Raw genomic sequence first — 11,997 nt, 5'->3', positions numbered from 1 at the left:
GGTTCGACATGATGCGTGACTTCTCTGCCGGCAATTATCGTTTCATTCCGTCCGTGTTCCAGTATTCGGCAGGCGCGGCCGCGGACGACGGCTACGAAATCGAGCGTGTCCGCTTCGACCGCCTGGTCCCGCTCGCGGAAGGGTTCGCACTGGCTGCGAAATTCATTCAGGAGGCAGGGCGTCCGCTGACGGCGTTCTGTGCCTGCGAGCTGCGTTCACCGGCAGCCTTCAGCGAAGAGGGCTTTCGCGCGTTCAACCTGCACTACGTGAAGACGCTGTCCGAATGGGGCATCTTCGACGGCACCACCAATCCGGTGGCGCGCAGCAATGTCTGTCCCGAGATCGATCCGCCGACCGAGCCGTCGTTCTATGCGTTCTCGTTCACGCGGCCGACCCGCTCGAAAGCGCCATCCTTCGTGATATCAGGCGGTGCCGAGGCGCGCGAGGGCAGGGGCACCTATGTCGAGCGCACCGTGCGCTACCGCGATCTCAGCCCGGAGGGGCTGCGGGAGAAGGTGCGCTTCACCACGACGTCGCAGATGGAAAGCCGGATGGCGGCCTTCGGCTTCGGCTGGAACGACACGACTGCGGTGCAGGCCTATTCCGTGCACGACTTCCACCATGCGCTCGTCGACGAACTGGTTCGCCGCGGCGCGTTGCGCTCCGGCCTGACCTGGCATTTTGCCCGCCCGCCGGTGGTCGATCTCGAATACGAGATGGATTGCCGCCGCGTGATGCGGGAAGCGGTGATCTAGCGCTGCCGCGGGTCTAGCGCGTCGCGCAGGCCGTCGCCGAGCAGGTTCAGCGACAGCACCACGAGGAAGATCGCAAGCCCCGGCCAGATCGCCATCCACGGCGCCTGCGTCAGGAAGCGTTGCGCGGCATTGAGCATGCTGCCCCAGGACGGTGCCGGCGGCTGCTGGCCGAGGCCGAGGAACGACAACGCGGCTTCGGCGATGATGGCGGCGGCGATCGACAGCGTTGCCTGCACCAGCAGCGCGGGCAGGATGTTCGGCAAGATATGCGACAGCGCGATCCGCCATGGCGGATTGCCGAGCGCGCGCGCGGCCTCGACATAGTCCTCGGCCTTGACGACGAGCACTTGGCCGCGGGTCAGGCGGATGAAGATCGGCGTTGCGGAGATGCCGATCGCGATCATGGCATTGCCGAGGCTCGGCCCGAGGAACGCCGCCAGCGCGATCGCCAGGATCAGGAACGGACAGGCCAGCATCGCATCCGTGATCCGGCTGATCAGCGCATCGACGAGGCTGCCACGATAACCGGCGACGAGACCGAGCGGCACGCCGATGCCGAGCGCGATCGCAACCGAGATGAGGCCCGCGAGCAGCGAGGCGCGCGCGCCGTAGACGACCCGGCTGAAGATGTCGCGGCCGAGCTCGTCGGTGCCGAACCAGTGCGCCGGCGTGGGCGGCTTGCGCACCAGGCTCCAGCTCGTCGCGATGGGATCGTAGGGCACGATCAGCGGGGCCAGCACTGCAAGCACGATGAACATCGTGAGCACGGCGAGCCCGAACACCGCCGCCTTGCGCTTGAACAGCCCCCGGCGCGCGCGGCGGGCCGGGCTATCCAGCTCGTCGGCCTGCGTGAGAGAGCCCGGCAGCGCGGCGTCGGTCATGGATCTAGCCCCGCAGCCGCGGATTGACGAGAATATAGGCGATGTCGGCAACGAGATTCAGCGTGATGTAGATCGTGGCCGTCACCAGCACGACGCCTTGCACGACGGCGTAGTCGCGGTTGAAGACGGCATCCACGATCAGCTTGCCGAAGCCGGGGATGGAGAAGATCTGCTCGGTTAGGACGGCGCCTGACAACAGCGTGCCGAGCTCGAGCGCGCCGAGCGTGATGACGGGCGTCAGCGCATTGCGCATGGCGTGCTTCAGGATGACCGAGCGCTCCAAGAGTCCCTTGGCGCGCGCGGTGCGGACGTAATCGCTTTCCAGCACCTGCAGCATGGCGCTGCGGGTGTGCCGCATCAGGACCGCGGCAATGGCATTGCCGAGCACGAAGGCCGGCATGATGGTGGCAGCCAGGCTCGCGCGCCAATTCTCGGTGAGCGGCACGTAGCCGGAGGCCGGCAACCAGCCGAGCTCGATCGAGAACAGGAAGATCAGCATGATTCCGAGCCAGAAGTTCGGCGTCGAGATGCCCCACAGCGCAAACAGGTTCGCGCCGTAATCCCAGGCCGTGCCCTTCTTCACCGCAGAGACGATGCCGGCGGGAATGCCGATGCAGAACGCGATCACGATCGCCATCGAGCCGAGCTGGAGCGTTACCGGCAGCTTCTGCGCGATCAGCTCGCGCACCGGCATCTTGTTGCGTAAGGACTCGCCGAAATTGCCGGTGAGGACTCCCTTGAGCCAGTAGACATATTGCACGGGGATCGGCTGATCGAGCTTGTACTGCTGCCGGATCTGCTCGATCGCGGCGGGATCGCGTTCCTCGCCGGCCATCACCAGGGCCGGATCGCCGGGCAGCAATTGCTGGAGCGAAAAGATCAGCACCGACACGAAGAACAGTGTCGGCACGATCTGCGCGACGCGGTGGGCAAGGAAGTTCAGCATGGCCCCACGCGTTTCCCGGCTGATGCCGCGATCACTTGAACTTCAACCCGACCACGCGCACGAGGCCGTCGGGCATCTGCCGGTAGCCCTCGAGCTTCTTCGTGTGCGCGATCAGGAGCGTGCGATGATAGATGTAGATGATCGGCAGGTCGTCGAGCAGGATCTTGGTCAGCTTGGCGTAGATCGCCTTGCGCTCCTCGACATTGGACGTCGCCCGTCCGTCTTCCATCAGCTTGTCGGCCTCCGGATTCGCGTACACGCCGTCGTTCTGCGGTGCCTTGCTGCGCATGAAGATGTAGGAATTGCCGTCCGGATCGATGCGACCGCTCCAGTTGATCTGGAAGACCTGGAACTCGCCGGCCTGCGCCTGCTTGAACGTGGTCGCGAATTCGACGACGCGGACCTTGATGTCGAAGCCTGCTTCGGCGGCCATGGACTGCACGACCTGGGCGACGGCCTCGTACTCGGTGCCCTTTGGCACCATGTAGTCGACGGTGACGGGCAGGCTGACGCCGGCTTCCTTCAATAGTGCCTTGGCCTTGGCGACGTCGCGCCCCGGAATGGGGAAAGCCTTCTGATAGTATGGATGCGTCGGGCTGACCCATTGATTGCCCGGCGTGAACTCGCCGTTGAAGACGACCTGGTTGATAGCCTCGCGATCGATGGACAGGCTGAGTGCCTGGCGCACCTTCGCCGATTGGCTGAGTGGCCCCTTGGCCTTGTCGTTGCCGATGTTGATCGTCAGGCCCTGATAACCGAGCTCGGGCGCCGTCGACAGCACCAGCTTGGGATCGGCCCGGACGTCCTTGATGTCTGTGGCCAGCACGCGCTCGATCAGATCGAGTCCGCCGGACTTGAGGTTGGCGAGGCGCACCGTGGCGTCGACGATCGGCAGGAACACGACGCGATCGATATGGATGTTGTCCTTGTTCCAGTAGTCGGCGAACTTCTCGAACACCATGCGATCCTGCTGCACGCGTTCGACGAATTTATAAGGACCGGCGCAGACCGGATGCAGGCCGAACTTGTCACCGGCCTCCTTCGCCGCCTTGGGCGAGACCATCATGCCGGAGCGGTCGGTGAGCTGGGCGATCAGGGGCGAGTACGGCGTCTTCAGCACCAGCTTGATGGTCAGGGGATCGACGACCTCGACATGGTCGACGCTGGCGAGCTCGGATTTGCGGAATGAGGTCGGCAGCGTCATGTGACGCTCGATCGAGAATTTTGCGGCTTCGGCGTCCAGCGGCTCGCCATCGTGGAATCTGACGCCTGGCCGGAGCTTGATCGTCATCTCCTTGCCGTCGGCCGACGTCTCGTGGGACAGCGCGAGCTGCGGCACGATGTTGAGCTTCTCGTCGATGTCGAACAGCTTGTCGCAGAACGCGGAGAACACGATGCGGCCGACATAGGTGCGGCCGACGCTGGGGTCGAGGATATCAGGGTCTTCGGCGATCCCGATGCGAAGCGTGGTCTGAGCCTGGGCTGTGCCCACCAGCGACGTCAGCAAGGCCGACGCCAGGATTGTCAAACGCATAAAGCTCATCGCTCTCAACCTCTGTTTCACGTCTATGCGGGGTCCGTCCCCAACGAACTAACCCCGCCGGCGCGTGCTGCTTCCGGACCGCCGTTGAAGGCGGCAACCAATTTTTCAAGAACCGGCGAGAAACCGCCGTCCATGGGGACGATGGCCGCGGAGGAGGGCAGTTCCGACGTTCGGTGGCAAGCCGTTGCATGTCCGATGCCATCCGAGACAAGCTGAGGCATTTCGCTGCGGCAGCGGTCCACGACATATGGACAGCGGGTGTGGAAGCGGCATCCCAGCGGCGGATCCAGCGCGCTGGGGACCTCGCCCTGGAGCACAATTCGGCTGCGCTTTGCCCGCGGTTTAGGCACGGGGATGGCGGACAGCAGCGCGCGGCTATAAGGGTGCCGGGGCGCGGCAAACAGCGCGTCCGCCTCCGCCGTCTCGACGATCTGGCCGAGATTCATCACCGCGACGTGGTCGGCGATGTGCTTGACCACGGCGAGGTCATGCGAAACGAAGATATAGGCGAGGCCGAGCCGGTCCTGCAGCTCGCGCAGCAGGTTCAGGATCTGCGAGCGGATCGAGACGTCGAGCGCCGAGACCGGCTCGTCGCAGATGATCAGTTTTGGCTCGACCGCGAGGGCGCGGGCTATGGCAATGCGCTGGCGCTGGCCGCCGGAGAATTCGTGCGGATAGCGCCGCGCCAGCCTCGGCTCCAGCCCGACCAGCCGCAAGATTTCCGCCACGCGCGCGCGCCGCTCTGCCGGCGGCACGAGATCGTGCAGCGCCAGCGGTTCGGTCAGGATCTGGCCGACAGTCATGCGCGGATTGAGCGAGGCGTAGGGGTCCTGGAAGATGATCTGCGCTTCACGGCGGAAGGCCCGGAGCGCATTGGGATCAAGCGAGAGGAGGTCGCGGCCGTCGAACCGGACCGTGCCTGCGTCCGGCTCGATCAGCCGCAGCACGAGGCGGCTGACGGTGGATTTGCCGCAGCCGGATTCGCCGACCAGCGCCAGCGTCTTTCCGGCGTCGAGCGAGAAGCTGACGCCATCGACCGCTTTCACATGTGCCAGCGCGCGCGCGAACAGCGAGCGCTCGGCGACGAAATGCTTGACCAGACCTGTAACCTCGAGCAGAGCGGTCATCGTTCGTGATCCCGACGAAACTCAGCCTCGTGTCCCGGGCGCGGCGCAACGCGAAGTGTTGCGACGCTGAACCGGGACCCAGTCTGCCGCCACATGGGCCCCGGTTCAGCGGCGCACCACCGCGCTGCGCTTGTGCTGCGCTGCGCCCGGGGAACGGGAAGAGAGAAGGAGGCCATCACGACACCAGGCGTTCGAGCGGCGCGCGGATGCAGCGCGAGAGGTGGCCGGGGCTGACTTCGATCAGCGGTGGCGGCGCTGTGGAGCAGGCGTCCAGCACGAACGGGCAGCGCGCGGCGAAGCGGCAGCCTGCCGGCGGCTGCGCCATGTTCGGAACCATACCCTCGATCGTCGCAAGCTGTTCGGCGCGATGGTCGAGCCGCGGGATCGAGCCGAGCAGGCCGACGGTGTAGGGGTGCTGCGGCACCGAGAACAATTCGTCGACCGGCGCGCGCTCGACGATCTCGCCGGCGTACATCACCGCGACCTCGTCGCAGACCTCGGCCACCACGCCGAGATCGTGCGTGATCAGGATGATGGCGGCACCGCTTGCCGCTTTCAACTCCCGCATCAGCTCCAGGATCTGGGCCTGCAAGGTGACGTCGAGCGCGGTGGTCGGCTCGTCCGCGATCAGCAGGCGCGGGTCGCAGGCCAGCGCCATCGCGATCATCACGCGCTGGCGCATGCCGCCGGAGAGCTTGTGCGGATATTCGTCGATCCGCCGCTCGGGCGAGGGGATGTGGACGCGGCGCAGCAGCTCGATCGCCCGCTCGCGCGCGCTTTTCCGCGAGCCGCCGCGGTGGCGCAAAATGGTCTCGATGATCTGGTCGCCGATGGTCAAGCTCGGATTGAGCGAGGTCATCGGCTCCTGGAAGATCATCGCGAGCCGGTTGCCGCGCAGATTGCGCAGGGTCTGGTCCGGCGTCTGCAAGAGATCGAGGCCGTCGAAGCGGATCGCGCCGGAAATTTCCGCGCTTTGCTTCGGCAGCAGGCCCATGATCGCCAGCGAGGTCACGCTCTTCCCGCAGCCGGATTCGCCGACGAGGCCGAGCGTCGCGCCGTTGGCGACGCTGAGATCGACGCTGTCGACCGCGTGGGTGATGCGGCCGTCGTCGCCGTGGAAGCGGATGCGAAGGTCCCTGATCTCGATGAGAGGGCTCGAACTCATGATTGCCTTGCACGCGCTGCTTGGATGCTGGCGTCAATGACGCTGCGGTCGGTGTTGCCGGCCGGGTTCCGTCGCGTCGGCATGGAATCGCGAAAATGCACCCAGAGCTCGTGGCTGACGTGTTCGAGTCGCTCGAGCTCGCCGAGCGGATCGGGATGGTCGTCGGCGCGAATGTCCAGCGCCGGCCATTCCTCCTCGCCGTGAATCAACAGCGCAGCGGACTGCTTGCCGCGCTTGTCGCCGCCGGCGGCTTCCCCGGCGCGCATCGCGGCGAGCAGGCGGCGCGGGAAGGGCAGGCTGTTATTGGCGATGTAGGTCTTTGCGGTCTCGTCGAGCACGTCGGCGCCCGCCAGCATGTTGCCGGCGATGGAAAAGCCGCTGCCTGCGATGTGCCCGCACCAGTCGACGCAGTCGCGCCCGGTATGCGCGGCGATCTCGCCGCTCGAATCCATGATGTGGATCTGACGGCTCTCGCGGCCATCGTCGGTCGCGAGCAGCGCGGCCAGCACGTCGTGCGCATTGAGGCCTTCCCGCAGCAGCCTGACCCCGTCGATGCCGTAATAGGGATTGACGAAGGCCTGCGTCGCGATGGCGCCGACGCCGGCGGCAATATACGGCACGCGTGCGCCGACGGCGAAGAAGCGGGTCGCAACGGCGATGCCGAACTGGCCGGTGGCAGGGTCTCGCGCGATGATCGACCAGGTCATGTGCTGCCTTCAGCGTCCCGCGGCGTAACCTTGCATGCCGCGCGGATTGGCGGCGGCGCGCCGGCGCCGACCCACGCGCGAGGCTGCGGTGAGGCGGCCTTCGGACCAATCGGGGCCGACCTCGACGATGTGTCCGCGCTCGCGCAGATTCTCGATCGTCGCCTTGGGCACGCGGTTCTCGACCACGAGCACGCCGGGCCGCGCGGTACGCGGCCAGAACGAGATCGGGAAATGCTCGGAATGCCAGGCCGGCGCGTCGATCGCTTCCTGCAGATTGAGATTGCAATGGACGTGGCGCAGGAAGAACTGGGTGATCCACTGATCCTGCTGATCACCGCCGGGCGAGCCCCAGGCGAGATACGGCTCGCCATCGCGCAGCGCCATGGTCGGCGACAGCGTGGTGCGTGGCCGTTTGCCCGGCGCGAGCGAACCGGGTTGGTTCTCCTCCAAATCGAACATTTGCGCGCGGCTACCGAGGCAGAAACCCAGCTCGGGAATGACAGGTGAGGATTGCAGCCAGCCTCCCGACGGCGTCGAGGACACCATGTTGCCGGCTTTGTCGATGATGTCGAAATGCACGGTGTCGCCGCGCACCTCGCCGAAGCGCCCCACGGTTGGCTCACCGGCGCCGAGCGCGCCAACGGCCTCGCGCTGGCCTTCGGCGCGGCGCAGCTTGACGACACCGCCAAAGCCCTCGACCGCGCCGGGGCGAAAGTCGAGCGACGCCTTGTCGGTGACGAGCTTGCGACGCTCGTCGTTGTAGGCATCCGACAGCAGCGTCGCGATCGGAATCTCGCTGAACTTGGGGTCGCCGTAGAATTTCTCGCGATCGGCAAAGGCGAGTTTTGCGCATTCGATCTGGAGGTGAATGAACTCAGGCCCGGTCGGGTCGAGCCCGTCGAGGGCAAAGCCCTTCAGCAGCGCGAGCTGTTGCAGCGTCACCGGACCCTGGCTCCAGACGCCGGCCTTGCAGACGGTGTAGCGGCCATAGTCATAGGTGAGCGGCGCCTCGATCGTCGGCTGCCAGCGCGCCATGTCGTTGGCGGAAAGCACGCCGCGATGCGGCGAGCCGCTGACGTCCATCACCTCCTGGGTGCGGCAGAACTTGTCGATGGCTTCGGCGACGAAGCCTTGCGACCAGGCCTTTCGTGCGCGCTCGATTTCGGCGTCGCGGCCACCGCCGCCGCTCTCGGCCTCGCTGAGAATCCGTGCGTAGGTCGCGGCCAGCGTCTCGTTGGTAAAGAGAGTGCCGGGCTTCGGCACCTCGCCGTTGGGGAGATAGACCGCGGCGGAGGTCGGCCAGTGCTTGCGGAATAATTGCTCGACGGTCTGGATCGTGGCGCAGGCGCGCTCGACCAGCGGATAGCCGTCGCGGGCATAGGCGATCGCGGACTCCAGCACGTCGCGCACCCGCATCGTGCCGTAGTCGCGCAGCAGCATCATCCAGGATTCGAAGGTGCCGGGGACGCAGGCCGCGAGCAGGCCGGTGCCGGGCACCATGTCGAGGCCTTCGCTCTTGTAGTGCGCGATGGTGGCGCGTGCCGGTGCCGGGCCCTGGCCGCAGATCACCTCGGTGCGGCCGCGCTTCACGTCGTGCACGATGACAGGCACGTCGCCGCCGGGGCCGTTGAGATGCGGCTCGACCACCTGCAGCGTGAAGGCGGTGGCAACGCCGGCGTCGAAGGCGTTGCCGCCCTTCTCCAGGATGGCCATGCCGACTGCGGTCGCGATCCAGTGCGTGGTGGCGACGACCCCGAACGTGCCCTCGATCTCGGGGCGGGTCGTGAACGGATCGGGATTGACGATGCTGGCCATGGATTACCTCATTTGCGGCGCGCGCAATTGATCACAGGCGATGCCGCGCCGCCAATGCGCTGCCGGCATGGCACGCGCGCGTCACGCCGGGACCGGCGCGGTGTTGACGGCGTGGCAGGCGACGCCGTCGATCAGTTCCGGCGTTTCCTTGCGGCAGAGATCGAACGCCAGCGGGCAGCGCGGATTGAAGGCGCAGCCGGGCGGCGGATTGATCGGGTTCGGGATCTCGCCCTTCACCGGAATGCGCTGGCGGCCGCTCATGGCAAGATCAGGCACGGCGCCCAGCAGCATCTTGGTGTAGGGCATGCGGGGACGTGCGAACAACTCCTTGCCTTCAGCGATCTCGACGATGCGGCCGAGATACATCACGCCGACGCGGCTCGCCATGTGACGGACCACGGCGAGGTTGTGGCTGATGAACATGTAGGTCAGGCCGAACTTGTCCTGGAGGTCGCGCATCAGGTTCAGGATCTGCGCCTGCACGGAGACGTCGAGCGCCGAGGTCGGCTCGTCGCAGACGATGAACTCGGCATCGGAGGCGAGCGCCCGCGCGATTGCGATGCGCTGGCGCTGGCCGCCGGAGAATTCGTGCGGAAACTTCAACCGGTCGTCGGGATGCAGGCCGACGAGGCTGAGCAGCTCGCCGACGCGCGCCTGGATGTCGCGCTCGCCCTGGATCAGGTCGAAGGCGCGGATCGGCTCGGAGATGATGGCATCGACGCGGAAGCGCGGGTTCAGGCTCGCGTAGGGATCCTGGAAGATCATCTGGATGCGGCGGCGCAGCTTCCTGCGCGCCGGCGCCTGCCGCGGATCCGTCATCGAAACGCCGTCGATCAGCACGTCGCCCGAGCTCGGCGGCAGCAGTCCCACGACCATCCGCGCCACCGTGGTCTTGCCCGAGCCGGACTCGCCGACCAGCGCAAACGTCTCGCCCTTCCTGATATCGAAGGTGACGTGATCGACCGCCTTGAGATATTCCAGATGCCCGCCTTCGAGCACGCGGTTGAGCCAGGGCTTCGAGACGTCGAACACGCGGCGCAGATTTGTGGCCTGGACGAAGGAAGCGCTCATGCCGCGCTCTCCGCCGGCACGTTGTCATAGAGATGGCAGGCGACCGATTGCGCACCGCGCGGCAGCGGCTCGGGTCGATCGACACGACAGCGGTCGAACGCGAACTCGCAGCGCGGGTTGAACGAGCAGCCGCGCGGGATCGCCGACAGCCGCGGCATCGAGCCGGGAATCTGCATGAGACGCTTGTCGTCGCCGGCCAGCGTCGGGATCGCGCCCATCAAGCCCTTGGCATAGGGATGCAGTGGATTTCTGACGACATCCTGCACCGGGCCGATCTCGGCGACACGGCCGGCATACATCACGGCGACGCGGTCGGAGGTCTCCGCGATCACGCCCATGTCGTGCGTCACCAGCATCACGGCGGTGCCGTGGTCGCGGCCGAGCCGCTTGATCAGCGAGATGATCTGCGCCTGCACGGAGACGTCCAGCGCGGTGGTCGGCTCGTCCGCGATGATCAGCTCGGGCTCGGCGCAGATCGCCAGCGCAATCACGACGCGCTGGCGCATGCCGCCGGAGAATTCGTGCGGGTAGCCGTCGATGCGCTTTTCCGGCGCGGGAATGCCGACCTCGGCAAGCAGGTCGATGGCGCGGCGGCGGGCGGCCGTCTCGGACAGATTCAGGTGAGTTCGGATCGTCTCGATGATCTGGTCACCGACCCGATAGAGCGGATTGAGCGAGGTGAGGGGGTCCTGGAAGATCATGCCGATCCGCTTTCCCCGGATGCGGCGCATTTCCTCCGGCGGCAGATTGTCGATGCGCAGGCCGGCGAGGCGGACCTCGCCGCCCGCGATCCGGCCAGGCGGGTCGATCAGGCCGATCACGGCGAGGCCGGTGACCGATTTGCCGGCGCCGGATTCGCCGACCACGCCCAGCACTTCGCCCTTGGCGATGTCGAAGGAGACGCCGTCGATGGCGCGCAGCGTGCCGCGGCGGGAAGCGAACTCCACCTGAAGGTTGCGGACGGAGAGGATGGGCTCGGTCATGGGTGGGGCGCTCTTGTCGAAGTTTTGCTCATCGGAGCTTCGGGTTGAGCGCGTCGCGCAGCCAGTCGCCGAGCAGGTTGATCGACAGGATCAGCCCGGCCAGCGCGATGCCGGGGAAAGCGACGATCCACCATTCGCCCGCGAACAGATAATTGTTGCCGATGCGGATCAGCGTGCCGAGCGAGGGCATGGTGTCGGGCAGGCCGACGCCGAGGAAGGACAGCGTCGCCTCGGTGATGATGGCCAGCGCGAGGTTGATGGTGGCGATGACCAGGATCGGGCCCATCGTGTTCGGCAGCACGTGCCGCAGCATGATCTTTGGCGCGGGCAGGCCGATCAGCTGCGCGGCGGCCACGTAGTCCTTGTTCTTCTCGACCATCACGGAGCCGCGCACCGTCCTTGCATATCCCACCCAGAAACTCAGGCCGATCGAAATCACCAGCACCACCAGCATGCTGGTGGCATCCAGACGGTTGCCGAGGATCGATTTGGCGATGCCATTGACCAGCAGCGCGATCAGAATGGCGGGAAAGGTCAGTTGCACGTCGGCGATCCGCATGATCACGCCATCGACCGCGCCGCCGAAATAGCCGGCGATCAGGCCGAGCCCGATGCCGAGCGCGCCGGCGAAGACCACACCGGCGACGCCCACGGCGAGCGAGATGCGCATCCCGTAGAGGATGGCGGAGAACACGTCGCGGCCCTGCTCGTCGGTGCCGAGCAGGAACGGGCTTTGGCCGTCGGCGGTCCAGAGCGGCGAGATGCGCGAGTTCATCAACTGGAGCTGCGCCGGATCGAACGGGTTCTGCACCGCGAGCGCCGATGCAAAGATCGCGAGCAGGAAGAGCAGCACGGTAATGGCCGCCGCCGCCATGGTCAGCTTGGAGCGGCGGAACGAATAGAAGATGTCGCTGTCGAGGGCGCGGCTGAGCCAGCTGCGACCGGCATGCGCGAGCGGCGCGCTCTGCTTGTCGGAATTGGAGGCGACGGCGTCGGACATGCAG

11 protein-coding genes are annotated in these 11,997 nt (G+C 66.3%); 1 reads left to right on the top strand and 10 read right to left on the bottom strand.

The genetic code is table 11. The features are described 5' to 3' along the window. Positions 1-8: 8 nt before the first annotated feature. Complete coding sequence (gene cnbZ / locus AABA86_RS27805; RefSeq protein WP_338309106.1) at positions 9-755, top strand: 2-amino-5-chloromuconate deaminase CnbZ; 747 nt, start codon at positions 9-11, stop codon at positions 753-755. Here the strand turns inward: cnbZ and AABA86_RS27800 are convergent. The 10 genes from AABA86_RS27800 to AABA86_RS27755 form a co-directional block, all read right to left on the bottom strand. Next, positions 752-1,636: an ABC transporter permease gene (locus tag AABA86_RS27800; protein ID WP_338309105.1), complete on the bottom strand. Its 885-nt coding sequence runs from the start codon at positions 1,634-1,636 to the stop codon at positions 752-754. The two genes, cnbZ and AABA86_RS27800, sit on opposite strands and share 4 nt — an antisense overlap. Before the next feature lie 4 nt (positions 1,637-1,640). After that, entirely contained in the window at positions 1,641-2,582 is a 942-nt protein-coding gene (locus AABA86_RS27795; protein ID WP_338309104.1) for an ABC transporter permease, read from the bottom strand. A 31-nt stretch (positions 2,583-2,613) separates the two neighbouring features. After that, the gene (locus AABA86_RS27790; protein WP_212248037.1) at positions 2,614-4,125 is read right to left on the bottom strand and encodes an ABC transporter substrate-binding protein; all 1,512 of its coding nucleotides are present in this window, start codon (positions 4,123-4,125) and stop codon (positions 2,614-2,616) included. A gap of 23 nt (positions 4,126-4,148) precedes the next feature. After that, positions 4,149-5,252, bottom strand: a complete 1,104-nt coding sequence (locus tag AABA86_RS27785; RefSeq protein WP_338309103.1) for an ABC transporter ATP-binding protein — start codon at positions 5,250-5,252, stop codon at positions 4,149-4,151. A gap of 175 nt (positions 5,253-5,427) precedes the next feature. Beyond that, positions 5,428-6,417 carry an ABC transporter ATP-binding protein gene (locus AABA86_RS27780; protein ID WP_338309102.1) on the bottom strand — a complete coding sequence of 330 codons (990 nt, stop codon included), beginning with the start codon at positions 6,415-6,417 and terminating at the stop codon, positions 5,428-5,430. Further along, on the bottom strand, positions 6,414-7,124 hold the full coding sequence (locus tag AABA86_RS27775) for a DUF1028 domain-containing protein (RefSeq protein ID WP_338309101.1): 711 nt from the start codon (positions 7,122-7,124) through the stop codon (positions 6,414-6,416). The genes AABA86_RS27780 and AABA86_RS27775 overlap by 4 nt, the downstream gene beginning before the upstream one ends. A 9-nt stretch (positions 7,125-7,133) precedes the next feature. Beyond that, positions 7,134-8,939, bottom strand: a complete 1,806-nt coding sequence (locus tag AABA86_RS27770) for a gamma-glutamyltransferase family protein (protein WP_338309100.1) — start codon at positions 8,937-8,939, stop codon at positions 7,134-7,136. Positions 8,940-9,020: 81 nt separating this feature from the next. Further along, positions 9,021-10,010: an ABC transporter ATP-binding protein gene (locus tag AABA86_RS27765; RefSeq protein ID WP_338309099.1), complete on the bottom strand. Its 990-nt coding sequence runs from the start codon at positions 10,008-10,010 to the stop codon at positions 9,021-9,023. Beyond that, on the bottom strand, positions 10,007-10,993 hold the full coding sequence (locus AABA86_RS27760) for an ABC transporter ATP-binding protein (protein ID WP_212248053.1): 987 nt from the start codon (positions 10,991-10,993) through the stop codon (positions 10,007-10,009). Before AABA86_RS27760 ends, AABA86_RS27765 begins: the two co-directional genes overlap by 4 nt. Before the next feature lie 28 nt (positions 10,994-11,021). Beyond that, complete coding sequence (locus AABA86_RS27755; protein ID WP_338309097.1) at positions 11,022-11,993, bottom strand: ABC transporter permease; 972 nt, start codon at positions 11,991-11,993, stop codon at positions 11,022-11,024. Positions 11,994-11,997: the final 4 nt, after the last annotated feature.

The organism is Bradyrhizobium sp. TM233 (assembly GCF_036247965.1).
Lineage (GTDB): Bacteria > Pseudomonadota > Alphaproteobacteria > Rhizobiales > Xanthobacteraceae > Bradyrhizobium > Bradyrhizobium ottawaense.
The sequence above is the reverse complement of the archived record's forward strand: the minus strand, read 5'-3'. Positions and strand labels throughout refer to the sequence as shown.

Excerpts from the sequence above, each read along its gene's own strand:
- AABA86_RS27760 (WP_212248053.1), bottom strand. The coding sequence starts at position 10,993 with ATGACCGAGCCCATCCTCTCCGTCCGCAACCTTCAGGTGGAGTTCGCT.
- AABA86_RS27770 (WP_338309100.1), bottom strand. The coding sequence starts at position 8,939 with ATGGCCAGCATCGTCAATCCCGATCCGTTCACGACCCGCCCCGAGATC.
- AABA86_RS27775 (WP_338309101.1), bottom strand. The coding sequence starts at position 7,124 with ATGACCTGGTCGATCATCGCGCGAGACCCTGCCACCGGCCAGTTCGGC.
- AABA86_RS27800 (WP_338309105.1), bottom strand. The coding sequence starts at position 1,636 with ATGACCGACGCCGCGCTGCCGGGCTCTCTCACGCAGGCCGACGAGCTG.
- AABA86_RS27785 (WP_338309103.1), bottom strand. The coding sequence starts at position 5,252 with ATGACCGCTCTGCTCGAGGTTACAGGTCTGGTCAAGCATTTCGTCGCC.
- cnbZ (WP_338309106.1), top strand. The coding sequence starts at position 9 with ATGATGCGTGACTTCTCTGCCGGCAATTATCGTTTCATTCCGTCCGTG.
- AABA86_RS27795 (WP_338309104.1), bottom strand. The coding sequence starts at position 2,582 with ATGCTGAACTTCCTTGCCCACCGCGTCGCGCAGATCGTGCCGACACTG.
- AABA86_RS27790 (WP_212248037.1), bottom strand. The coding sequence starts at position 4,125 with ATGAGCTTTATGCGTTTGACAATCCTGGCGTCGGCCTTGCTGACGTCG.
- AABA86_RS27780 (WP_338309102.1), bottom strand. The coding sequence starts at position 6,417 with ATGAGTTCGAGCCCTCTCATCGAGATCAGGGACCTTCGCATCCGCTTC.
- AABA86_RS27765 (WP_338309099.1), bottom strand. The coding sequence starts at position 10,010 with ATGAGCGCTTCCTTCGTCCAGGCCACAAATCTGCGCCGCGTGTTCGAC.
- AABA86_RS27755 (WP_338309097.1), bottom strand. The coding sequence starts at position 11,993 with ATGTCCGACGCCGTCGCCTCCAATTCCGACAAGCAGAGCGCGCCGCTC.